Below are 25,612 nucleotides of genomic sequence, written 5' to 3' on the forward strand. Positions count from 1 at the left end.
GTATAAGTACCTTTTGGCAGGTTCTCTATAGTTGCCAAGTTGGTATTGACATCGTTAGAGATGGCCACCTGATCATAATCTGCTTCGGCAGCACGAGGGTTGATGTCGATTTGGTTGGCCACATCTGTATTGGCCCCTACAAAGAAGGTGTAGACGAAGGTTTCCCCTGCGCCAGTAGCCGAGATATCGATGCTGCCATTGAAGTTGTCGTCACAATTGGTTTGGTTGGTATTGTTGGCCTCACCCATGGTGATGGTGGCGAGGTTTTCGGTCAATTCAATAGTGACAGGATCAGAAGTACAGCCCGTAGTGGTGTTGGTAGCCTCTACGGTGTAGAAGCCAGCGTCTAACCCTTTTATGTGATTAGTTGTTGCATCAGAAATAGTTACTGCGACTGCATCAGCGCCCTTTTTTGTTCCAATATTATCACCGTTGGCCAGAACATTGGCTATATCATTAGAAGACCCAAAATACCATGAGTAAGTATAATCATTGACAGGATCGCCAAAACCAACTTCTGTCACAGCAGTTATTTCAATGGCTCCATCAGGGTGAGTAGTACCACCAGGGCAACTCTCTACTTGAGTTATAGAATTGCCAGTAATTTCTCCAGCAGATGGATTGTTAGTTAAAGTAATCGTAGATGTATTTGCACAATTATCAGCATTTGTCACGCGAACAGTGTACTCATTATTTCCTATAGGAGCATTTAATCCAGAGAGGATATGGTTGGCACTACCAGAAACGTCTGGCAAAGAATTGTTGCCTGGATCCACTCCATCAGAGATTGAAGTAGAAGTGTCATCACCCAAGAACCATTCAACAGTATAGCCGTCTGGGTCAATAAAACCAGCTCCTTCATCCACTTGCACTTGCAAAGATCCATTGCCTACACCACAATTTGTGTTTTCAGCAACTTCTGTTAATGACAGAACAGGAAAATTACCTGAAGGTTCATCTATTACATCTACTGAAGCAAAACCCGTTTCACATCCAGTCTCAGTATGAATAGCATATACCTGATAAGTGCCAGCACCTAGTCCTGACAATAAGTTAGCTTCTGTATCTGAGGCTCCATCAATGGCAGTTTTTCCCGCTACAGGATTGCCTCCGTCATCCAACCACGACCAGGTGAAGTCAGTTTTGGATTCCCCAAAAACATTAGCAATTATTTGCCCATTTGGTGTTCCAGCATCACAGGACGTATTGTTGTTTACAATCATATTAGAGAATGCTGGGATTTCTGAATTATCAATAATTGTAATATCCGTAAAGGCTGTACATTCATTGTCACGATTGATAACTAAGACTCTGTAAGTATCATTCTCTAAATCAGTGAATTGATACGTAGTAGGGGAGTCGTCATCAGCTCTAGTGCCTGTAAACGGACCTGCGTATGGCGTGGCAGTAGTATCTGTGCCTGAATAAATTTCAAATTTATAACCATCTACTGGCTCTCCCAATAAGTCTGCATCACTCGCGGAAGCTCTAATAATTTGTGAGCCATTCCCATCAATACAATAGGTGTCTGCTGTTTTGAGCTGTCTTACTAACACAGGGGACTCTTCTACTGCCTCTATCACTAGTACAATATCGTTGGCTTTACAACCAGTAATGTTATCCACTACAGATAAGGTATAGGTGCCTACATCTAATCCATCAAAATATCCTGTTGTATTTTCATCTAGAGGAGTACCAGATGAACTACCCCCAGCAAAAAGCTGGTAGTAATAAGGTGCCACTTCAAATACAATACCATCTAAGAAGTTGCCGATAGTAGCTCCTCCGGCTGCACTAATAGCTTCAAAAGAGAATCGGGTGACTGTTTGGCCATCTGGAATGACATATTCCCCTGAATATTCACCCCACGCAGTATTTCCTGTAGTAGCTGTATATTGTATATCAGGAGTCGCGGCAGCTGGATCATCTATTCTCAGGGCGACTACATCCGTTCCATTTCTACCTCTATGAGCAAAAGACCAAACCATGCGTATACCAGGCTTAGTAACTACATCAAAATAAAAGGCCCCAAATCCATCAGAGTTAATTTCTGCAAATTGTTCTCCTTCATAAGCAGGAACGCCTAGAAATCCATCATCCCAATACTCAAGGTTGCCCGAAGAGTTTGTGGTAGACCATCCCAATGCTTCCGATTGATCAAGAAGCGTCCAACTCCCACCTTTATTATATGGAGGGTTGGAAATATTTGGAACTTCAAAACTACCATTAACTACTGTTTCAAATTCGTCTGTATCCACATTTGGGAGTGGCATTCCTGTAGCATCTATTATACCAGTACCCGTATCCAATGTGCCATTACAAGAGGCCACATGTGCCACAACAACATTGCTAAATCCAGCAGGAGAAATGTCTATGGGTTCGGTTGAATCATCGCTAATAGTGAAATATGAACGGCCAACGCAGCCTGTGGCTGTTTCTTCTGTTGTAACCAAATAGTTTCCTGGAGAGAGTAGTTGAGCTACTTCTCCTTGTGTTCCACTTACCGTTTCAATTTCATTTTCGGCCAGGGCATTTGAGCCCGTATAATATTTGAACGTGTAATCATTAATATTTTCCCCACTAATTGCTGCTGATGCCAATCCATTTCCATTTTCTGAACATGAGGTATTGTCATTTATGGTCATCACGATTTCTGGAGAACTAGAATCATCACGTACCTCTATTGTCAATGGATCTGAGATACATTTTGAGGTTTTGTGCTGAACTGTAACAGTATAAAATCCCGCCTCAATATTTTTGTATTTTTGTCCCGAGTTTCCAGAACCATTATTTCCAGATGCACTAAAATCAGGTGATGCTTTTATTTCTGATCCATCATACCAATTAAAAGTATAACTTGAATTAGCGCCATCTGAACCAGCGATTATATAACCACTATTCGGATCGGTACAATCTGTGATATGCTGCACCTCCACTTCAAAAACTCCAGGTTGCTCTTGATCTGAGTCTACAGTCTCCGAAAGTGTGGTTTCACAACCAGAAGTTTCGTCTATTACCACTACAGAATAGGTGCCCACATTCAGAAAATTGGCAGTAGCACCTGTAGATTTAATAGTGGTGAAATCATTTCCTACATACCAAGTGAAATCAAACCCGTCTGTCACCTGTACACCATCTATTATGACATAGGCATCCAATATCCCATCTGGAACCTCGCAATTAGTTAGGTTTTGCGTTTTGGTAATACCAACAGTAGGAGAGTTGTCTTCTGCTGTAATTGTGATTTCTTCGACGTTCGAAATACAAGAGTTACTTTGTGATTCTCCTACTACTTGATAATTTCCAGCAGCTAGCGCCGTGTATCTGCTACCAACAAAAACGGTATCATTGAAATTATTATTTTGAAACCAGTAGAAGTCGAATCCTGAAGTAATTTCTCCACTGAGTTCGTCTTTCACTCCTTCGAAAACAACGTCATCTATATAATAGAATTCGTTGTCCTCACTATTTTTTACTCGGGCAATAACTCTAATTTCATTACCTGTAATGCCACTTGCAGTTGCAGTGTAAGTCCCGAAATTTCCACTTCTTTTCCCACTGTTGAGCACGACCCAGCTACCTCCATCTACCTGATACCAAAGTCTCAAATAATCACCACTTTCACAAGTTGCACTCGAACGTGTACTGACAGAAACATTGACAGATTCGTAGGCACTGAAGTCCACATATTCTGTTCTCCAGTCGGCTTGATTATCGGTATCTGCAAAAAATAACTCATTGGTAGATCCTGTAAACGAAACCTCTAAATTATCTGCACTCGAAGGAGCAGTTATAAAACTCCATGCAGTACTTCCGTTATCTACCTCTGTACCAGGAGATAAATCTTCAAAATCTTCATTCCAGATTTCTTCAACTGTAGCCGAGATAGTACCAAAATAAAATACTCTGGCATCGCCGTTGTCAGGTTTGGTCGGATCACATTTTATATTATTACTGACTACTTCGTGTGTAAGTTCAAAAGGATCTGCAACAACACTAGTAAATGTCAAATTGTTATTTTCATCACATTCAGGCACTGGTCTGATGAAAGTAGTAACTGGTGGGGCTTGTGATCCATCGTCATTTACGGACACATACAGATCAAAATCTCCCCCACTTCCAGAAACGAATGTATTGATGTCCATAGTGGCATCCACTTCAAAATTGGTAAAAGTGGTGTAAACTGTATTTAATTTAGTGGAAGTAGATTCATCAGGAGAACCGTTATAAAATGTGATTGGCAAAGAACCAGTCAGTTCGATATCTCCAGTGTTTTGTATCACTACAGTAATGTCAAAATCTCCTTCTGGACATTGTGCAGCTCCCACACCTGTGACCTCCACCAATTCTACATCTGGAGAAACATAAGAAGGACACCCAGTTTCGTTGAGATAGGGTGCCTGATTTAAGAATGCATTTAGTGGTCTGTTATCCCCAGTGGTACATACATTAGTGGAGAATACTTTGCCAGGATCCTGTTGGTTGGTTGGTATGGTCAAATCATCATTTACGTTGACATTAAAATACCCGTGTTGGTTCCAAATGGGTCTCGAAGGTTGCCAGTTTTCTCCTCCATCAGCCTCAAAAACCCTTATGTGAGCATATTGACCATTATTATATGGAGTAAAAGGTGTATTGTCATCAAATGAACATGAAACGCAGATTTCGCTCGCACCATCACCATCTACGTCAGCTACAATTGGATATTCTTCAAATGTTCTAGAAGTACATTTAATTTGCTTCAGTGATTCACCAGTAGTTCCGTCAATAATATGTACGTATTGCTCACCTCTATATATTACCTCAGCAGCTTTGTCATCATTAAAGTCAAAAACGGTACAACCCGTAAACCCTGATGAACCTTCTGTGATATCTTTGTATCCTAAACCACCATTCCAAGTGGTAAGAGGAACCATATTTTCGTCTAATGCATAAAGTCTTTCTTTGGAGACGAACGTACAATTCAATTCACCATCACCATCAATATCTGCGATATTGATTCTACCAGTCCCTGCACCATGATTCTGAGGTGGGAGATAGGAAATAACGTTGAAATTTATGACATCCCAGAAAAAAACTGCAGTCTTTTTTGAGCTACCAACATATTGCGCGCCACTAAAAACTACATCGATATTACCATCCTGATTATAATCAGCTACTGATACTGCATTTTTATTGAAGCTACCACCTTTAATAGCGTATTGGCTACCTGCTGGCAATACGTCATTAATATCTCTTTCTAAAGTTCTAATTTGATTGGCTATATCTACTGAATAGATTTTACCGCCTGCCACTATTTCTAGGCCTTCACAATTAGCACAAGCTGCATCTGGTAATATGTCAATGGGTAGTGAGGCATAAATTACCTCTGATCCAAAATTTCCGGTTCCAGCAATAATAACGGTTCCGTCATGGGCATTTCTGATTTCATTTCCATGCAAAAGTTCTACTACACCATCTCCATTGAAATCAGCTAGAGAAATCATATTTACTTTGGACACTGTAGTGTTTACTTTCCAAATTTCTGTGGAAAGATCACAACTGTACATGGCTAGATTGTTGTTATTGAATCCTCGTACGAATATTTCAGCGCAATCATCATCATCTAAATTTGCGATTGCTACAGTCTTAGCTACGTCGAATCCTACATTCACTGGGCCGTGCTGTGTGATTCCTGTAGCTCCATCTAATACAGTAACGGTATTTTGAACACGGTTAGTAGATACTACTTCTGGAATTCCATCATTATCAATATCGCCTATAGCAGGAGTTACAGAATTAAAAGCTGTTTCGTCTGCGGAAGACCATTGCAGTTTGATTTGGAATACAGGATTTTGAGTGGCAGGGTCATCACAGACTACTGAATTTCCAAAATAAAATTCTGAGCATTCTTCTGTACCCGAACACGCACTATCATAACAATCTACAAATCCATTGCCGTCATTGTCAACACCATCGTCGCAAATTTCTTGCGCAAGCAGTAGGTTAGGGACAATACACAGGACGAGGATAAAAATCTTTCTATAGCTATTCATACGATTGAAGAAAAAAGTTCTACTTTTTAATGCCCTTGCGAACTGAAAAGTAACCGAGGTGCTTTTGAGCTGATTTGGTTTCATTCTTGAGTTCAACATGGCCAATTTTGCATTAAAGGTACTTGAAAAAAAATGTTGTGTACTATTTTAATATAAAATATCACTAATGGAAGGTCGTTTTTCGATGAATTTACGGATATCCCCTATGGACTAGGTAAAAATTACGCCCGTTATCTCACCATAAATATCGATCCGCTACTCTCATTTTCACTATCTGAACAACTTAAAAAGTAATAATACACACCATCAGGAAGTGGTGAACCATTCGATTTATCACCTTCCCAGACACAATCATCATCACTGTCTGCATTGTAGGATAGCTCCCTGATTCGCCTGCCTTTGCTATCAAATATCACCACCTTACAATCTGTGCCGCCTACATTAGATACACTCCAGCAGTCTCCTATACCATCCCCATTGGGCGTAAAATTTTTATCTGCTCGTATACCTGGCACTCTTAAAGTGACTGAATCCACTTCCTGACAACCTAATGCATCTATTCCATAGACCTTTATAAGCCTATTGTTTTTCACAGCGACTTGGACGGTAGTCAGAGTGGTATCCTCAATAAAAATTGCTGGTTCCCATGCTGGATCTGTTGCGTCTAACACACCTAAAGTGATAATGGATGTACTTTCCTCCACATTCACTACTTTTCCTAACGTAGGGTCTATTTCTAAAGTATTTGGGTTTTGTACACCAATTTCAATCCCACCATTGGTGTAGTTTGTTATATTGACAGGGTCAGTCGAAAATTGACATTTAATTGAATTTTCCAATTCAACATAAACGGTTGATTCTTCACTTACATCCAGTACTGCAGTTGACCCTACACTTTCGGTACTTATAATCCAATTATAGGACTCAAAGGTGCCATCTACTCTGATCCTCAAATCAGCCTCAGCACATTTTTCAAAATTATTTGCATCCGTATTGTCAGATATGATGAGATCCACATCTGTGGGAGCGGCCTCCACACTTACCGTTTGTGTCACGGGCTGATAATCACAGTCATCATCTGCTATGCCATCATATTTAGCCGTGAGGCTGATAATTTTATCTCCAATCGTGGCAAAAGCATGACTTACACTATTACCCATATCTGTGCCTTCTCCGGCATAATCCCAATTATTAATAACAGTTAAGTCTTCATGATCTCCAGTTGACGTGGCAGTAAAGTCTACTTCCACACCTTCACATATTGTAACATCTGACGCTGTAAATGACGAGGTGGGAGCAGAGATGCTGGTTATATTTCTTGCGGCACTGGTGTTAGTACAGGTACCATCACTTATTGAGATGCTGTAATCACCTGCAGTAGTTGCCACCAGTAGGGAAGGGTCACTTTCTCCCAAGCTCACATTATCCAACTTCCAATCATAAGTATAATCAGTTCCAAAATCTGTTGCAGAAAGATCAAGTGAATTGCCTTCGCAGAAAAAATCTAGTGCTGGGTTTTGTACACTTACTATGGGCAAACTGGTTACAGATATCACCTCAACAGCAGAAGACTTTTCACAGCCCGCACTAGAAGTGGCAGTGACGTAATATTCACCGGACTGGTCTGCACTTATTCCTGTAATGACATGATCCTCATCAGTACTGGTGAAATCATTTGGGCCTGTCCATACATAAGAGATTGTGGTTCCAGTAGCGCCTGCGGTCGCATTAAATAAAATATCATCACCACTACAAGCAGTATTGTCAGAAACTGTAATAGTTGGTGCATCAAAAGACTCTCCTGGTGTAGTAATGGTCACAGCAGCTGATTCTAGCTGACAGCCTGCATTATCTTCTATGATTACAGTATAATCTCCTCCCACGGCTCCATCACTTTCATCAATCAATAGTGTGTTCGAAGTTTCAGCCAGATCCCCTCCATCTTTCATCCATTTATAAGTAAAACCTGATGCTGGCGCAATCAAGTTCACTGTAGACGCGTCACACAGTGCAGTAGATGCATCTGGTCTAATGACTGGAACATAGCAAACTTCATTCAGTCTAAGGGCAAGGTTTCCAGTGGCTGAAGAAGTAGATTTATTGGCGTAAATAAAATCTGGACGCCCATCTGAATCAACATCTGCGACTACGATATTTCTTGCATTGTTGGCATTGCTCACTGCGACCAGACCTACACTATAGCTTGATGCTGCAATGGTTGATGAGTTGGTATTCATTATTGTGTAAAATCCATTCTCTATTTCAGAGCCTATAATTATATCCAAGTCATCATCACCATCAATATCTCCTAAGTCAAGCCCCCAGCTCTGTCTTATACCTGAAAGGGTAAATGAAGTGCCCATGACCACATCTGTACCAGAGGTGGTTGTGGTATTTTCTACAATCTCAATGACGTTATTGCTTGAAATATCTGAATTGGTAAGTATCACATCCATAAACCCATCATTATCTAAGTCACCAGTCTTTAAGGTTCTGATACTTGTCCCCGTAGGTGTAAACAAAGGAGCGTTGAACGAGATGTCATCAATTTGACTGTTGTTTTGAAAAATGTAGAAACCACTTTCGGTGAAATTGGAAGTGATAATCTCTGGAAAGCCATCATTATTCATATCGGCAATATCAAGGCCACCAAGTCCTGCTGATCCGCTATTTGAATTGGCTGACAATGAAAGGGGAACTGACACAAAATTGATGTTTCCAGATGTACTGGTGTTTTTGAAGTAATAAACTATATTTTCATCCTCAGTGGCTACAGCAATTTCTGGCAATCCATCCAAATCTAAATCTCCAAGAGCCAAACGCCCGGGTTTTCTGAAGTCACCCTCGCTATTTGTTGGGATAACCCATTCTTCACCAGTAGCAAAATTTCCGGCGCCATCGTTTAAATAAGTGTAAATGCTTCCTTGATTACCCAGTTGGTTGGCCACTAGGTCTGGAAACCCATCACCATCTATATCTCCACATATCACATTGGTAGTGGTGAATCTACTTTCTACTACAACTGCTGGCTCCACAAAATCAACAGTACCTGCCGCTGAAGATTCATTGATATATATAATAACCCCATCCGTGCTTCCAGCATTAGATACGGCCACATCCAATTTTCCGTCATTGTCAAAATCGCAAGTACATAAATCTTGTGTTTGGGTTTTGCCAGTGGCAAAGGGGGTTTGACTACTGACGTTGTTTATCATCTCGCTTCCATCATCTATGGACTGTCCGTCAAAGCTGAGATTGAATTTTTCTATGGAGTAGCCGCTGCCATTAGTGGTATGTAGTAAGCTGACTTGATCGAACGTTGCGCCAAAGGGAACCTCTACAGTGATTAAATTATCATCAAGTATGGTCAGGTTTGTGCCACGTGTCCCACCAAATAGTACTACTGAGACGCCAGTAAAATTACTTCCAGAGATATTAATCACTTCCCCAACACTTGCTGATGAAGGATTGATGCTGTTGATATAGGGTGCCTGAGCGATGGCTGTCAAACTTCCAAAAACTAGCAAGAAGCAGACGATATAATATTTATATGTTGATTGATTGTTCATTCTCATATCTGATTACTCTACCACGTTTAATATATATACATGATTCAGGTTCTTACGCTTACTCCATTTGTCCTGCTCTTCTCTAGCAATACCCATGGTAGCACCTTTGTGCACCACAACTACGTATTTTTTGTCTTCCAGGGATTCGAGGTGACCAACTAAAGAACCATGAAATCCCATTTCAAAGATTTTATCACTATAATCTTCAGCTTCTTCATACGTGTCGAATTCTCCTGCTACTACATGGTGTCCTGCTGGTAATTCCAAAATGTTGCCAGGAACTCTACGATGTGTGTTTGGTGGCAATTCAGCATGATCTGGTGTGTCAGTTAATGCATCATGCCATTTCAATTCCTTGGTTTTAGTACTATCTGCCCTTGTTTGAATATAAGTAGCGCCAATTTCCCATATCCCTTTATCTGTGGTTCTGTGCTGAAGTGGAGTATCATGATCTATGGTCTCACTTACTACCGTAGATGAAGATGTATTTGTAGTTGCCGTTTCAGTCTTAGTTACAGGTTCTTCAGTTGGGGTTGTTTCAGCAGGCGTTGTTGTTTGTTGTGCAGTTTGGGCAGCTGTAGCTGCAGTAGCAGCTTGCTGAGCTCTTTCTTCTGCCGCTTTAGCTCTTTGTTGCGCTAAGTACTGACTTCGCGTTGAACTCTTAGATTTTTCATGTTTCGATTTTTTGAAATTATGAATAAAAGAAACTGCTTGTCTTTGATTTTTCTTGTTGTCACCTAGTTGCAATCCAAGACTAACTTCAAAAGTGCCTGAAGTAGCTCCTTCCAATTCAGAATATCCATATTCATAGGCAAAACCAACAGCGCCTTTTTCCTGAATTTTCAGTCCAAATAAGGCGCCCATCCCATAATCCTGTCTGTAATTCAAGCCTGCCCAAATGACATGGCCAATGTGCGCAATAACAGCTCCCTCATACTCAGATAAATTATCAACAGAAAACCTATAAATAAGGTGTGGTTCTATTGAAAAATCTTTGTTTACAAAGTGCCTGTAATTGGCCTGTAATGTCAAATCTTTGTATGGTTCAATATTGATTTCACTAAATCCATTGGCATCCACTTCATTTCGACCTATCAGATTTGGAATAGATAGGGCTACATTGAAATTTTCATAATAATAGGAGACCCCAAGGTCGGCCATTATAAAAGAAGTGCTTGATTGTTGAAACTGTATGATGGAAGGGTCTAATGAATTGTCCAGATCATAGGAAGTGTAACCACCCCCAATTGACATACCAAAGCGAATAAATTGCTTTCGATCCAATTCCAATAAATATCCTCCTGTGATTTTTGCGGCAGATGAATTGAGAGGCCCTACACTGCTGTTGTAGGCCATGGCGCCTACAGAAATATTGTTTTCCAAGGGCGTACTAAAACTGATGTGGGAGTAGGCAGGGGCACCTTCCAAGCCTAGCCATTGCTGACGATGTACTCCAAAGAAAGTAGTGTAACCAGTTGCTCCAGCATAAGCTGGATTGATTACATAAGGATTCATGAAAAATTGACTGTAGATTTTTTGATCTTGTGCCATAAGACCGTGTCCTGCAAGAAATGCTGAAAGCAGGAATATTAATGTATTTTTTTTCATATGCTACACACCTGTTTTGCTAAAGTAAAAGGCTATCTAATTAGATCTTTTATTTCGACAATTTGTATTGTTCAAATCTAATTGAAAATTCACAAACTACAGAAATTAGATTGGACTCTATACAATAATTGGAAAAAATCGATATTATTATCAAAACGAGAATATTTTTTGTGCATTGTGCAGCATGATTGACGATAATGATTTTATTATTGTATTTTGCAAATCTTGATGCTTAAACAGGTGAGTAATAAATAGAAACATGAAAAGGTTATTAATATTAGGGTTTTTGTTGGTTTCGTTCTCTAGTCAAGCTCAATTTTGGTTTGGACCAAAATTTGGAACTCAAATTATTATACCTCAGTATCAATCAAAGTCTCATTCAGATACCTTCAAGGTATCGAATAAAGTCAATTGGCATGCGGGTATTGCCATGGATTATTCAACAGAAGGCCACTTCGAAGTGCATACTGAAATAGTGTATGCTCGGATAAATAATCGGACTAGAGCAAAGTCCATATTTCCTGATCAGAGTTTGGATAACAAAACGGTCAATCATTTCCTAACCGCACCCTTGATGGCTCGGGTGGTATTTATGAAAAACAGCCGTTTTAAAGTGTTTGCAGAAGCTGGGCCAAGATTGAGTTGGTGGCTAGGAGGAAAGGGTAGTATCGTATCTGATGAAACAGAAGAAAATGCGACTGTCCTGGGGCAGGCGGTAGATTATAAAGTTCTTTTTCTAAATGAAGAATTGGATGAAATAAATCCAACTGAATATGAAAATAAATTGATTGTGACCAAGCCCAATCGCTTGCAGTACGCACTTGATTTTGGTGTGGGATGGTTATTTGATATTACACCTTCACAACGAGTCATAGTTGATGCGAAAATTAGTTGGGCACATTCTAATATGGCTTTTAATGATGGAGTAGCTTTTTCGAATATCGAGAACTATAAAGAAGATATGGAATACAGATCCCACATGCTAATGATATCAGTATCCTATATGTTTGGTTTCAATCCTGCTTTAAATGTCAAGGGCAAAAGCTCCTCAAATGTAGGTGGGAAGAAAGCCAAGAAATATAAGAGGTAGTAATTATTTCTTACGTGGCATCAAGTGCTCATCGACTATACTCCTCAAAAAAGTTTTGCTAGTATTGATAGTGGGATCACTATATACGTAAGCTGATAGATCAGCTATAACACCAGGCTTGTAGCCAAGTTTCAAAGCAATCTTCTCACAAAAATCTATTTCAGACTGAAATACTTTACCATCCACTTTCATTAGCTGAACAATATTGAATAGGTATTCAAATTTTGTATCTGGTGCCAAATCTCGTAGATCGGGAATAGGCATAGGATTGTCGATAATTGTTTCAATATCATCCTCAGTAAGTCCATGCAAATTGCCCAGATAGTGAATCATCTTAGATTCAGGTTCTGCGATAAAATTATCAACCTTTGACAGGTGAACAAGCAAACTTAACTGCTGTTTTACATCTAACTCTGAAGACATATATATATTGATTTAGGCTGTGTTCTTGATTCTTAAAGAAAGTACAAGTTCAGTAATTTGTTTCTAATATTCAAATTAAATGAAATTTTGAAATATATAATTTAATAATAGCTCTTCGGAGAAAATATTTTTTAAAAATTTGAATTTAATTTTGGTTCTGGTCTATTCCTAGAATATAATTGCATTAATGAAAATGATAAACAACAATACAAACTGGTGGTGGAGCATTTTGCAAGCGAAATGTGATCGGAACTAGTATGTATTGAAAAATATAGATAACAAAAGCCCCGGTCGACGGGGCTTTTTTTTTGCTTAAAATCGACATGAAACAAATTAATATTTATTCAAAAACAAGAGAAATTCTAGGGGATATATTGACCCCAGTGAGCATATATCTCAAAATACGAGATCGTTTTCCGAATTCATTTCTTCTTGAAAGTTCGGATTATCATGCCAAGGAAAATAGTATTTCTTATATCGCATTCTCTCCATTAGCTGAATTCAAGGTAGACAAAGGGTATGTGATTAAGCAAATGCCTGGCAGGGCTGCGAACTTTACACCCCTGGATCAAACGAATGCTCTAGCGGCTTTTCAAAAGTTCTTAGGGAGTTTCAAAACTGATAAGGATGAAAGTGCAGGCTACACTAAGGCAGGACTTTTTGGTTTTACAGCTTACGAAGGGGTGCAGTTATTCGAAAATATTGTTTTCAATCCAGATAAGACCAAGGACTTTGATGTTCCACTGATGCAGTATTTCTTCTTCGAGTATGTCATTGCCTTTGATCATTTTTCTAATAAAATATTCATTACGCACAATGCATTGGCAGATAAGAGTCAGTCATATAACTTAGATGAAATAGAAATGCTGATTTCTTCTAATAATACGCCAGAGTATTCTTTTCAGTCCAATGGAAAGATCAAATCAAATATGACTGATGAAGAATATAGAGCCAGCGTGTTAAAGGCCATTCAACATTGCCAGCTTGGTGATACTTTTCAGATGGTATTGTCGAGAAGCTTCAATACAGAGTTTAAAGGAGATGAATTCTTGTTGTACCGTGCGCTTCGTAGTATCAACCCATCTCCTTATTTATTTTATTTTGATTATGGTTCATTTAAGATTTTCGGTTCCTCCCCAGAGGCGCAATTGGAAGTGAATGATGGCCAAGCAGCCATTTTCCCTATAGCGGGTACTTATAAACGGACTGGAGATGACGAACAGGATGCAGTGGCGGCAAAAGCGCTGTCAGAAGATGAAAAAGAAACGTCTGAGCATGTGATGTTGGTGGATTTAGCACGAAACGACTTGAGTAAGTCAGGAGATCAGGTGACTGTAGAGAAGTTCAAAGAAATTCAATTTTTTTCTCATGTCATTCATTTGGTATCTAAAGTATCTACTTTCCTCAAGAATGGAAAAACTGCAATTGATTTGGCAGCAGACACCTTTCCCGCAGGAACGCTCTCTGGAGCGCCTAAGCATAGAGCCATGCAGTTGATTGACGAGTATGAAAGTTCACAACGTGGCTATTATGGAGGGATGATTGGATTGATGGATTTTCATGGCAATTTCAATCATGCGATTCTGATACGTTCATTTCTAAGTCAGAATAATAAACTACACTTCAGAGCAGGTGCAGGCGTAGTAGCCAAATCTGATCCTGATAGTGAAGTTCAAGAAGTTTACAATAAAGTAGGAGCACTTCAATCGGCCATTCAAAAGGCGGATCATATCAATCAAAAACTTGAAGCACAGCAATAATGAAGACATTAGTATTAGATAATTACGATTCATTTACCTACAATCTGGTTCATATTCTACGCGAGCTGGAAGGAGATGAAAATATGGAGGTTTTTCGCAATGATGAAATTGCAATTGATGAAGTAGGCAAATACGATCGTATTTTGCTCTCACCTGGCCCTGGACTCCCATCTGACAGTGGAATTTTGTTAGAGGTGATAAAAAAGTATGCCAAGGATAAATCAATATTTGGTGTGTGTCTGGGACATCAGGCGATAGGAGAAATCTTTGGAGCCAAGCTCTATAATTTACCTACTGTGCTGCATGGAATCGCCACTAATGTAAAAGTAGATGGTGAAGACAGGCTGTTTAATGGTATGCCTGCAAACTTCAAAGTTTGCCGTTACCACAGTTGGGCCATAGACCCAAAGCAAATTGGTGATTTGAAAGTCACAGCTGTGGATGATAATGGAGAGGTCATGGCCATTGCCCATAAAGAATATGATGTGAAAGGTGTTCAGTTTCATCCTGAATCAATATTGACTGAGCACGGAATCAAACTCATGGAAAACTGGATTAAAGCATAAGCTGATGAAAGAGATACTTCAAAAATTAACCAATAACTATATCCTGACTCAGCAAGAGGCCAAGGATACTCTGGTGGAAATAGCAAACGGCGCTTACAATGAGAGTCAAATGGCGGCCTTTATGACTGTTTATTTGATGAGAAGCATTCGTACCCATGAGTTGGCAGGATTCAAAGAAGCTATGCTGGAGCTTTGTAAATCCATAGACTTGAGTGGGTATGGTGCCATGGATATGTGTGGAACTGGCGGAGATGGCAAGGATACTTTTAATATTTCAACTACGTCTTGCTTTGTAGTAGCAGGAGCAGGTCAAAATATTGCCAAACATGGCAATAATGGCGTTTCATCTATGTGTGGCTCGTCCAATTTGCTAGTGCATTTGGGGTATGAATTTAAAGCAGAAGAATCTGAGTTAAGAAAAAGTCTGGATGAAGCTGGTATTTGTTTTTTGCATGCCCCACTTTTTCACCCTGCCATGAAGAATGTAGCGCCAGTTCGCAGAGATCTTAGTTTAAAAACGTTCTTCAATATGCTTGGTCCCCAGGTGAACCCTAGTCGACCAGAAAAGCAGTTGATTGGCGTGTATAATCTTGAATTAGCTAGGTTATATCAATACCTACATCAAAACGAAAATCGCGATTGCGCGATTGTGCATGCCTTAGATGGCTATGATGAAATATCACTGACTGGTGCTTTTAAAGTGATAACCAATCAAGCCGAAACAGTTTATTATCCCGAAGATTTAGGGTTGAACCCAGTCACGCAAGAATCAATTAATGGCGGTCATACAGTGGAAGATTCAGCTCAAATTTTCTTGAATGTCTTAAAAGGTGAGGCCACAGAAGCACAAACAGAAGTAGTATTGGCAAATGCTGGTTTAGCGTTGACTGTAGGTCAAGGGTTGAAGGATATCAAAGAGGGTGTAGCACTGGCAAAGGAGTCTATTGCCAGTGGTGCCGCCTACCAGAGCTTCAAAACATTTTTAAATCCAAACAAAACTCAAATCCCAGTCTCCTAGTCATGAATGTCTTAGATAAAATAGTACAGACCAAGAAAGAAGAAGCGGCTTACCAAAAATCGGTAATATCCATTGATGATTTAATCAAATCAAGTTATTTCGATCGTGCCTGCCATTCTACAGTTGCAAACTTAGAGTCTGCATCACCTTATGGTATTATTTCCGAATTCAAACGCAAATCTCCTTCCAAAGGGATTATAAATGATAAAGTGGACGTGGCAGAAGTGGCGAAAGGTTATTGTCAGGCTGGCGCGTCAGCTATTTCGATTTTGACTGATCAGGATTATTTTGGCGGAAGTATTGAAGATTTGCAAAGGGCTAGAAAACACATGACTTGTCCTGTGCTGAGAAAGGATTTCATCATAGATGAATATCAAATCTATAAAACGAAAGCCATTGGAGCAGATTTGATGCTCTTGATTGCAGCAATACTCACTAAGGAGGACATAGTAAAATTCACAGATCTTGCTCATAAATTAGGGTTGGAAGTATTGCTCGAAATTCATAATGAAGAAGAATTTAATGAAGGGTATTATGATGCTGTAGATATTCTGGGAGTGAATAATAGAGATTTGAAACGTTTCAAGACGACCATTCAGAATTCAATTGACTTAGCTAAGATCCTACCACAGGATCAACTGAAAATATCAGAGAGTGGTATATCCTCCACGAAGGAAATGGATATTCTGGCCGCAGAAGGATATAAAGGTTTTTTGATTGGGGAGCAGTTTATGAAACATGTAGATCCAGCAAATGAACTAAAGAAATTTATGACTACTCAATGGGCTCAAAGATGAAAATCAAAGTCTGTGGCATCCGAAATCAGGCCAATTTAGCCTTTCTTAATGCGGCTGAGGTGGATTTTATTGGCTTCATCTTCTATAGTAAATCTTCACGGAATTTTCATGATGGTGATATAAAGGGGGCTATCCAGTCGGGCAAGAAAAAAGTAGGTGTTTTTGTGAATGAAGCCATTGAAGAAGTCGAGAGATTGGCTGAAGCTTATCAACTAGACTACCTGCAACTTCATGGGGATGAGTCACCAGCGTACTGTAAGCAATTAAAAACCCAAGGATATAAGCTCCTTAAGGCCTTTTCCATCTATGACCAACTACCCAGTAATCTTGAAGAATATGAATCCGTAGTTGATTATTTTCTCTTTGATACGAAAGGAGTCTCTTATGGTGGAAATGGGACGCAGTTTGATTGGAGGGTATTAGATGAATACCAATTAAAGACACCTTTTATCCTCAGTGGTGGTATTGGTACTCAAGATGTAGTGGCATTGAAAAGCTTGTCACACCCACTATTGTATGCAGTGGATGTGAATAGTAAGTTTGAAATGGCTCCTGGGCTAAAGGATGAGCATTTATTAGGAAATTTTATTGAAGAACTAAAGAAGTAATAGATAGATGGAAACCAAGTTGAAACCAGACGAGCGTGGTTATTTTGGAAGTTTTGGTGGTGCGTTCATTCCCGAAATGATGCAGGCCAATGTCACTGAATTGCGCGAGAACTACAAGCAAATTATGGCTAGTGACGAATTTAGACAAGAGTTTGAAAAATTGCTGTCTGATTATGTCGGGCGGCCGTCTCCACTTTATTTGGCAACCAGGCTCTCTGACAAGTATGGGGCTCATATTTACCTGAAAAGGGAAGACCTCAATCATACAGGGTCACATAAGATCAACAATGCCTTGGGTCAAATCATCTTGGCTAAAAAACTTGGAAAAAAGAAAATCATTGCTGAAACAGGAGCTGGTCAGCATGGTGTGGCTACAGCTACGGCCTGTGCCTTGATGGGTATTGAATGCGTGGTGTTCATGGGTGAAATTGACGTAGCCAGACAAGCACCAAATGTTGGGCGAATGAAGATGCTAGGGGCGACAGTAGTTCCAGTTTCTTCTGGAAGTAAGACGTTAAAAGATGCCACAAACGAGGCCATGCGTTACTGGATCAGTAATCCGTTTGATACGCATTACATTATTGGTTCTGTTGTAGGCCCTCATCCATATCCTGATATGGTAGCGCGCTTTCAGTCCGTGATAAGTGAAGAAATCAGGAAGCAATTAAAGGAGAAAACTGGAACTGAATTTCCAGATCGAGTAATAGCATGTGTTGGAGGCGGGAGCAACGCTTCTGGTGCCTTCTTCCACTTCATTGAGGACGAACAGGTAGAGCTGATTGCAGCCGAAGCTGCTGGTAAAGGCCTAGAGTCAGGGTTTACTGCTGCTGCTACATTCAAGGGAAAGAGTGGAATTTTACACGGAAGTAAAACACTTTTTATGCAGACGGATGATGGGCAAGTCGTAGAGCCACATTCTATTTCTGCGGGTTTGGACTATCCTGGTATTGGACCAGCTTTGGCCCATTGGTTTGAGTCTGGTAGAGTGAAATACGAAGCCGTCACTGATGAAGAGGCCATGACTGCTGGCAAGGAATTGTGTCTTTTGGAAGGTATCATCCCAGCAGTGGAATCTGCGCATGCTTTGGCCACTTTGGATAAAATTAATATCAGACCTGGGGAGACCATTGTTATTAACCTATCTGGTAGGGGCGACAAGGATTTGGAAACCTATCTTGAGAGACTATAATTATTATGCTTCTAATATCGAATTAAATTCAGTGATGAAAAACAGAATAAATAACTTACTTCAGAATAAAAATAATATCCTTTCAATCTATTTCACTGCTGGATATCCTGGCCTGAATGATACAATGAATATCATAGAGCAACTTGAAGAGTTGGGAGCGGATTTGCTGGAGATTGGAATCCCGTTTTCTGACCCAGTAGCAGACGGTCCTACCATTCAGCATAGCAATACGGTTGCCATCGAAAATGGCATGACCGTCAAACTACTTTTCGAGCAGTTGAAGGATGTAAGAAAGGCAGTGGATATACCGCTTATAATGATGAGTTCGTTCAATCCCATTATTCAATATGGCTTCGAGGATTTCTGTAAAAAATGTAAAGAGATAGATGTGGATGGCTTGATCATTCCTGACCTACCCGTGGAAGAATATATTGACAATTACAAATCGATTGTTGAAGCTAACGGATTGCGAAATATCATTCTCGTTACCCCAGCATCTACTGACCAAAGAATTCGCTTGGTAGATGAAAATACTGATGGGTTTATCTATATGGTTTCGTCTTCTAGTACCACGGGTGAAAATAAGAATTTCACTTCAGACTTTGAAGCCTTTGCAAAGAGATTGGAGGCAATGAATTTGAAGAATCCATTGATTACTGGATTTGGTATTAAAGATAAAACATCCTTCAATCAGGTCTGTAAATATTCAAAAGGAGGGATCATAGGTAGCGCTTTTGTAAAAGCAATTGCAGAAACTCCAGATGTCAGTAAAAACGTTAAAAAATTTATGAAACAATTCAATTAGGCTTGAAATTCTACTTTTAGACGTATCTAAAAATCAATGTTTAAATACTTATAAATCAGTGTATTTATATGCTTAAAAGTCAATAATTAAGTTAATAAGATCAGGAAATTGGATTTTACATCCATGAACCATTGAGATCAGCCATAGAAGATCTGAAATTCATAAAATTTCTTTGAATCAAGGATCAAATGTTTGGCTGTTGATAGTAGCATTCAGATGCTACGTGCCTTGGTCAGGTACTGATACATTCTTGATCAATGCCATGAATTAAACTTCACATCCATTTGATTTAAGATTATTCTTTTTATTTTGGCGGTTCGATCTATATCAAACAACATCCAAAATTGATTAACCTCGTCGGATTCAAACGAATTTCATTTTACTTTTTAAGACATCTTTTGTCCAGCCAGAACATGGTTTGTAAGGCATGAGAATGGTCTGTATTTGAAATGGAAATAGAGAGAGTTTAAGTTGTTGGTAGAGGCGGTTAGAAATTAGAATTCTTAAAATCATTATGGAAGACAGACAAGAAATTTTTGGACACCCCAAGGGACTTTATATTTGTTTCCTTACAGAAATGTGGGAACGATTTTCATTCTATGGAATGAAATTTTTATTACTCTTGTACCTTACGAAATACCACTTATTTACTGATGGATTGAGCTTGGATGTACTGGGTGCCTACGCAGGTTTAGTATATGCATTACCTGTGATTGGAGGCATGCTGGCCGATAGGTATTTGGGCATGAGAAAGGCTGTCATATTTGGAGGAATTATGTTGTGCTTCGGACATTTGGGATTGGCTTTTGAAGGAGATCAGGCGACCATGGTAGATGGTGCACTTGTACAGGATAATTTTGCCTTGAATATTTTCTATTTATCACTTGCATTAATCATTGTTGGTGTGGGATTTTTGAAACCAAATATTTCAACTATTGTAGGTAAACTATATGAAGTAGGAGACGAAAGAAGAGATTCTGGATTCACGATATTCTATATGGGCATCAACCTTGGATCATTTGCTGCTACTATACTATGTGGGTATTTAGGAGAAAATTATGGCTGGGGTTATGGTTTTGGCTTAGCAGGAATTGGCATGCTGTTGGGCTTGGTGGTATTTCTTTGGGGGCAGCGTTTTCTTCAAGGACATGCCGAGCCCGATAATCCAGAGGTTTTAAAGGAAAAAGGCTTTCTGGGACTGAATAAAGAATTGACGATTTATATGGGTTCATTAGTAAGTGTGCCACTCATTTGGTTTTTGGTTCAGTCGAACGCGATTGTACATAATACATTGAACGCCATGGCATTTGGCGTGCTGGCTTGGCTGGTCTGGTTTCTTTACAAGGAATGTGATAAAGTAGAACGTGGGCGAATGACTGTATTGGCTTCTTTGACATTGTTTACTGTTGTTTTTTGGGCACTTTTTGAACAGAGTGCTGCGTCTATGACCTTGTATGCTGATAGAGTAGTGGATCGCGTCTTGGTAGATGTGACTTACATGCCTGATGAAACGATAGGGCTATACCTAATGGCTTTTGTGCTTATTGCTATTCCATTTGTCGTAGGATTCTTTGGCCGCGCAAAATTTGGTGCTATGAACGATTCCGAAAAGAAAATCTCTGGGTCTATTTTCATTCTGATAGCTGCTACCTTGATTTACTTAGGAGTTGATGCTTTGGGTTTTGCAGGTGCAGTTGCAGCATCCACTTCTGGACTTCCTGTAAAATGGGAAGTGACAGCTGTGCAAACGGGTTCTTTGAATGCAATGTTTATTTTCTTACTCGCGCCTTTGTTTGCTTGGTTATGGACATTTTTGAGCAAGCATAAATTAGAACCTGGAACTCCATTGAAATTTGGACTTGGTATTTTGCAAGCTGGCTTAGGTTTTGGCGCACTGGTAATTGGCGCTTCCATGCCTGATGCTTCTGGAAAAGTGGCCTACATCTGGATTGTATTGGCCTACTTACTACATACCACAGGTGAGCTTTGCTTATCACCTGTAGGGCTATCTGCCGTCACCAAACTCTCTGTACCTAAGGTGGTCGGTTTCATGATGGGCGTCTGGTTTTTGGCCACTGCTTATTCAGAGCTCGTAGCAGCACAAATCGCCAAATTTGCCGCCATAGACACAGATGGAGGTATAGTGACAGACGTAGCAGCTGCGAGCGCTGTATATGCTGATTTTTTCTCTTCATTGATGTGGGTAGGAGTGGCTATCAGCGTGGTACTGTTTGTATTGGCTCCTTTAATGAAAAAGGGTATGCATGGCGTAAATTAAGAAGGTATTAAATTTTTTGATAGAAAACCGCAGGTCAGTCCTGCGGTTTTTTTGTGCCAAAATTGATCCATTCAGCCGTTTTATTAACCATTGATAGCACGCAGACAGGCCAAATAGTTCAATCTTATTATATTCGTCAAATTTTTAAGATTGAATATATGAATGCAAAACAACAACCCGAGTTATTCGGCCACCCCAAAGGGCTCTTTTATTTATTTTTTGCTGAGCTCTGGGAACGATTTAGTTTCTATGGGATGCGGGCATTGCTCACACTGTACATGGTCAATGAGATGTTTAGTGCATCTGCAGAAAGAGATAGCATTGCCTTTGGTATTTACGCCGCATACGGTATGTTGGTATATGCCACGCCAGCTATAGGTGGCGTAGTGGCAGATAAGTTGCTAGGATTTAGACGTGCAGTTATGTTGGGTGCAGTGTTTTTCACGGCAGGCCATTTTATTCTGGCCATTGAGCACCCTGTTGCATTTTATACAGCCTTAGGTTTGTTGATTATAGGCAATGGCTTCTTTAAGCCTAATATTTCCTCATTTGTAGGGACACTTTATGAAAAAGGAGATGTGAGAAGAGATTCTGGTTTTACCATCTTTTATATGGGAATCAACGTGGGCGCAGCTGTTGCGCCAATTCTTTGCGGTTGGTTAGGTGTAACTTATGGATGGCACTATGGATTTGGAGCAGCAGGTATTGGTATGCTTACTGGTTTGATTGTGTTCTACAATGGAACAGTGAATGGAGTTTTTGGAGATCATGGATTACCACCATCAGAAGAAGCTTTAAATGAAAATGTTTTTGGTTTAAAGAAGAAACATTGGGTGCCAGTCGTGGCTGTGTTGTTGGTTCCAGTCATTGCTTATTTGATCCAGTTTGGTGATTTTGTGCTAGAGGCCTTTGGAAGTGTCATGTTTGAAGGAACAATTGTTTCTTTCATATTCAATATTTTGGTTTTGGGTGTGTTGGGCTATCTCATTTATACATTTACGAAAGTGTCTGGAAAGGAGAGAGGGCAGCTGTTTATGGTTCTTTATATGACTTTGCTCATGACAGTTTTCTGGGCGTTTTATGAACTGACAGGGAGTTTGCTGACACTTTTTGCAGACAGAAATGTAGAGCTTGTTGGATTTACTGCCGCAGGTACCAATGGCATCACAGCCATCTTTGTAGTGCTTCTGGCCATCCCTTTTTCAGCCATGTGGATCGCCTTAAAGAAGAAAAATTTAAACCCAAGAACACCTTATAAATTTGCAATAGGCTTGTTGCTCATTGGTGTAGGATTTTATGTATTGGCAATGAGTGGTGGATTTGCCAATAGTGAGGGCAAAGTGCCTATGCTATTTCTAGTTGTGGCCTACTTTCTTTTAGTAGTTGGGGAATTAAATATGTCTCCTGTGGGCTTGTCCAAGATTACCGAGCTCACCCCAAAGAAATTAGTAGGCTTTATGATGGGTATTTGGTTTATGGCAGTAGCCTATGCCTTCAATATTGGCGGATGGATTGGTAGAAGCATGGCTATCAATACCAGTGATATAGAAGCAGCCTCTGGCATGGATTCATTAAATGTATATGTAGAAGGGTTTGAAAAAATTGGAACTTTTGGCCTGGGACTCGGATTGCTTGCTTTGATTTTAGCACCATTTCTGAAGAAACTCATGCATGAGGTTCATTAATTGATTTGAACAGGTGAGGTTAAGATAGAATCGCACAACTTCGATTTTGATTAATTTGAATACCTTTAGTTAAAACTTAATCAATAAAACATTGTAATATTCAATGAAGCTATTCTCCTTTGTGGTTTCTAATTACTTAATCTTAAATGATCTTAACATGAAGAAAATATTAGTTTTAACTGTTGTATTTGTAAGTATACTTTCATCGGCTAGAGCCCAGGAGGTTGGGATTAGATTGGGAGATGTGTTGGGCAATGATGCAGCAGTAGACGCCATTTTTTCGATAGGTGATTTTAGCAGAATACATGCTGATGCGAGTTTTGGCAAGCAGTTTGGCGAAAGTACAGTTGGCTTGGAAGTCCTGTATGACTTTTTTTATAAACCAGTGGGCGATGTGCCAGGACTCAATTGGTATATTGGGGTAGGGCCATCCGTGTTGATTGCCAATGACCTTTTCTTAGGCGCAAGTGGTGAAATAGGAATCGAGTATCATTTTGATTTTCCATTGGCCTTGGGAGCTGATTGGCGCCCTACCTTTTGGCTAATAGAAGAAACGGACTTTAGGGGAGATAGCTTTGGTATCAATGCCAGATATGTCTTTGGGAAGTAGGTTCTGTTTTGAAAGATATAAAAAAAGGCTCATCAGATTTTCTGATGAGCCTTTTTTGTGAGGATGTCCTTTTAATCATTCTCGTTTTCCAGAGATTGTGTTATCAGACCCAACATCACTTTTTGACTTAATCTAAGCCAGTGAATCTATATATACCCTCTAACTGGTCAATATTGGAGTATTTGCAGTCCAAATCTTTGATCTTTCCATTATTCAGTGAATACACCCAGCCATGAATTTCAAGTTCTCTATTTTTCCATGCTCGCTGAACATATGAAGTTTTGGCTAGGTTGTGAACTTGTTCGATAACATTGAGTTCCACCATTCTATTCTCTTTGGCTACAGGGTCTTCAATTTTATCAAGTTCAGACTTATTATTTTGGTAAATATCCTTAACATAAGCCAGCCATCGGCCTACTAAGCCTACAAAGCCATTGCCCATGGCAGCTTGAACACCACCACAACCGTAATGACCACATACAATAATGTGCTTGACATGAAGGTACTCGACAGCATATTGTAGTACACTCAACATATTCGTGTCTGAGTGGATCACTTGGTTGGCTATATTGCGATGGACGAATACCTCTCCAGATTCAGTACCTGTTATTTCATTGGCAGGAACTCGACTATCTGAGCATCCAATCCAAAGAAATTCGGGCTTCTGGCCCTTCGCTAAATTTGTAAAATAGTTTGGGTCAAGAGCGAGTTTTTCTTTTACCCATTCTTCATTGCCTTTGATTAGTTTGTTGTATGACGTTTTCATATTTTTTTATCTAAAATTGAGATAAACAAATATGCATCATAAAGAATGAAAGAGTCAATCCGTATTTTCTGCAATTCTTGAATTTCATATTGAAAAAAATATTATTTCTTCAGTAATATTCTAATTCAAAAGAATCCAGTAAGTCCCTGATTTCCTGATTGACTTTTTCATAATCAACTGCATCCAACTTCCCAGTCTTTTCTATTTGATCAATAAGATGGTGTACGTGCTTGATGATGGATTTCTCTTTCAATAAATAGGCGGAATTTTCATCCTTTATATATGTGATTGATTTATTTAATAGGATCAATACAGTATTCATAAGCCCGAGTGGTTTCAAATATTGGCCTTCTAAAAATTCCTTCTCAGAAATCCTAAGCTCAGCGTATGCTACTGAATTGATGCATCTAAAATAAGCTTGATTCAATTCGGTTTCACTAATATTTTCCTGACTGATCAATACAGTCAGTTTTTGAAGCTCAAATATTGATTTGTCCACATAGGAATTAGCATCTGGTGTGCTGTATCGTTCTATGGACTGCATGGCATGAGTTGCCTTTTGGAGCATTTCAGTGGCATCATAAATATGGTGCCTGTTGAACTCCAGCTGTGCTTTTGATAGAAAAAATATAGGTGCTGTACTTAGCCATTCGCTGAGATTGGATTTATAATAAGTCTTACTAAACTGGGACAGCAAAAACATGCTCACGCAAATGAGCACGATGCTCCAAATGGCGATAGTATTGTTTTTCATCATAGGTAAATTAAGTCCTTGTAATTCATAGATTATTCCAGTTGCATGCTC

The 25,612-nt window shown here is 39.6% G+C and carries 17 protein-coding genes; 11 read left to right on the forward strand and 6 right to left on the reverse strand.

The window, feature by feature from the left end:
* From B9A58_RS00005 to B9A58_RS00015, 3 genes are all read right to left on the reverse strand, one after another.
* A partial coding sequence (locus B9A58_RS00005) for a hypothetical protein (RefSeq protein WP_221407798.1) occupies window positions 1-6,035 on the reverse strand: 6,035 nt, incomplete at its 3' end.
* A gap of 230 nt (window positions 6,036-6,265) precedes the next feature.
* Window positions 6,266-9,604, reverse strand: a complete 3,339-nt coding sequence (locus tag B9A58_RS00010; protein ID WP_176214631.1) for an FG-GAP-like repeat-containing protein — start codon at window positions 9,602-9,604, stop codon at window positions 6,266-6,268.
* 12 nt (window positions 9,605-9,616) lie between these two features.
* On the reverse strand, window positions 9,617-11,212 hold the full coding sequence (locus B9A58_RS00015; protein ID WP_084370374.1) for a PorP/SprF family type IX secretion system membrane protein: 1,596 nt from the start codon (window positions 11,210-11,212) through the stop codon (window positions 9,617-9,619).
* A gap of 259 nt (window positions 11,213-11,471) precedes the next feature.
* Between B9A58_RS00015 and B9A58_RS00020 the strand changes: the two genes are divergently transcribed.
* Complete coding sequence (locus B9A58_RS00020) at window positions 11,472-12,302, forward strand: outer membrane beta-barrel protein (protein ID WP_084370375.1); 831 nt, start codon at window positions 11,472-11,474, stop codon at window positions 12,300-12,302.
* A gap of 3 nt (window positions 12,303-12,305) precedes the next feature.
* Here the strand turns inward: B9A58_RS00020 and B9A58_RS00025 are convergent, their stop codons facing one another.
* Window positions 12,306-12,725: a tellurite resistance TerB family protein gene (locus B9A58_RS00025; RefSeq protein ID WP_084370376.1), complete on the reverse strand. Its 420-nt coding sequence runs from the start codon at window positions 12,723-12,725 to the stop codon at window positions 12,306-12,308.
* Window positions 12,726-13,048: 323 nt separating this feature from the next.
* On the opposite strand from B9A58_RS00025, the gene B9A58_RS00030 reads away from it, so the two are divergent.
* The 10 genes from B9A58_RS00030 (at window position 13,049) to B9A58_RS00075 (ending at window position 24,041) form a co-directional block, all read left to right on the forward strand.
* Complete coding sequence (locus B9A58_RS00030; protein ID WP_084370377.1) at window positions 13,049-14,485, forward strand: anthranilate synthase component I family protein; 1,437 nt, start codon at window positions 13,049-13,051, stop codon at window positions 14,483-14,485.
* A complete protein-coding gene (locus B9A58_RS00035) occupies window positions 14,485-15,051 on the forward strand; it encodes an anthranilate synthase component II (RefSeq protein ID WP_084370378.1) in 567 nt (188 codons plus the stop codon). The genes B9A58_RS00030 and B9A58_RS00035 overlap by 1 nt, the downstream gene beginning before the upstream one ends.
* 4 nt (window positions 15,052-15,055) lie before the next feature.
* Complete coding sequence (gene trpD, locus B9A58_RS00040) at window positions 15,056-16,069, forward strand: anthranilate phosphoribosyltransferase (protein WP_084370379.1); 1,014 nt, start codon at window positions 15,056-15,058, stop codon at window positions 16,067-16,069.
* Window positions 16,070-16,071: 2 nt separating this feature from the next.
* Window positions 16,072-16,866: an indole-3-glycerol phosphate synthase TrpC gene (gene trpC, locus B9A58_RS00045; RefSeq protein WP_084370380.1), complete on the forward strand. Its 795-nt coding sequence runs from the start codon at window positions 16,072-16,074 to the stop codon at window positions 16,864-16,866.
* On the forward strand, window positions 16,863-17,474 hold the full coding sequence (locus B9A58_RS00050; protein WP_176214632.1) for a phosphoribosylanthranilate isomerase: 612 nt from the start codon (window positions 16,863-16,865) through the stop codon (window positions 17,472-17,474). Before trpC ends, B9A58_RS00050 begins: the two co-directional genes overlap by 4 nt.
* 7 nt (window positions 17,475-17,481) lie before the next feature.
* Complete coding sequence (trpB, locus tag B9A58_RS00055; RefSeq protein ID WP_084370382.1) at window positions 17,482-18,663, forward strand: tryptophan synthase subunit beta; 1,182 nt, start codon at window positions 17,482-17,484, stop codon at window positions 18,661-18,663.
* 34 nt (window positions 18,664-18,697) lie between these two features.
* Entirely contained in the window at window positions 18,698-19,468 is a 771-nt protein-coding gene (trpA, locus tag B9A58_RS00060; protein ID WP_084371913.1) for a tryptophan synthase subunit alpha, read from the forward strand.
* A 514-nt stretch (window positions 19,469-19,982) separates the two neighbouring features.
* On the forward strand, window positions 19,983-21,746 hold the full coding sequence (locus B9A58_RS00065; protein ID WP_084370383.1) for a peptide MFS transporter: 1,764 nt from the start codon (window positions 19,983-19,985) through the stop codon (window positions 21,744-21,746).
* Window positions 21,747-21,904: 158 nt separating this feature from the next.
* A complete protein-coding gene (locus B9A58_RS00070; protein WP_084371914.1) occupies window positions 21,905-23,431 on the forward strand; it encodes a peptide MFS transporter in 1,527 nt (508 codons plus the stop codon).
* A 157-nt stretch (window positions 23,432-23,588) separates the two neighbouring features.
* On the forward strand, window positions 23,589-24,041 hold the full coding sequence (locus B9A58_RS00075) for an outer membrane insertion C- signal (protein WP_084370384.1): 453 nt from the start codon (window positions 23,589-23,591) through the stop codon (window positions 24,039-24,041).
* Between the two features lie 127 nt (window positions 24,042-24,168).
* Here the strand turns inward: B9A58_RS00075 and B9A58_RS00080 are convergent, their stop codons facing one another.
* Both B9A58_RS00080 and B9A58_RS00085 read right to left on the reverse strand, forming a co-directional pair.
* Window positions 24,169-24,807, reverse strand: a complete 639-nt coding sequence (locus B9A58_RS00080) for a carbonic anhydrase (protein ID WP_084370385.1) — start codon at window positions 24,805-24,807, stop codon at window positions 24,169-24,171.
* Between the two features lie 109 nt (window positions 24,808-24,916).
* Window positions 24,917-25,564, reverse strand: a complete 648-nt coding sequence (locus B9A58_RS00085; RefSeq protein WP_084370386.1) for a hypothetical protein — start codon at window positions 25,562-25,564, stop codon at window positions 24,917-24,919.
* Window positions 25,565-25,612 lie beyond the last annotated feature (48 nt).

Origin of the sequence: Reichenbachiella faecimaris (assembly GCF_900176375.1) — a bacterium.
GTDB lineage: Bacteria > Bacteroidota > Bacteroidia > Cytophagales > Cyclobacteriaceae > Reichenbachiella > Reichenbachiella faecimaris.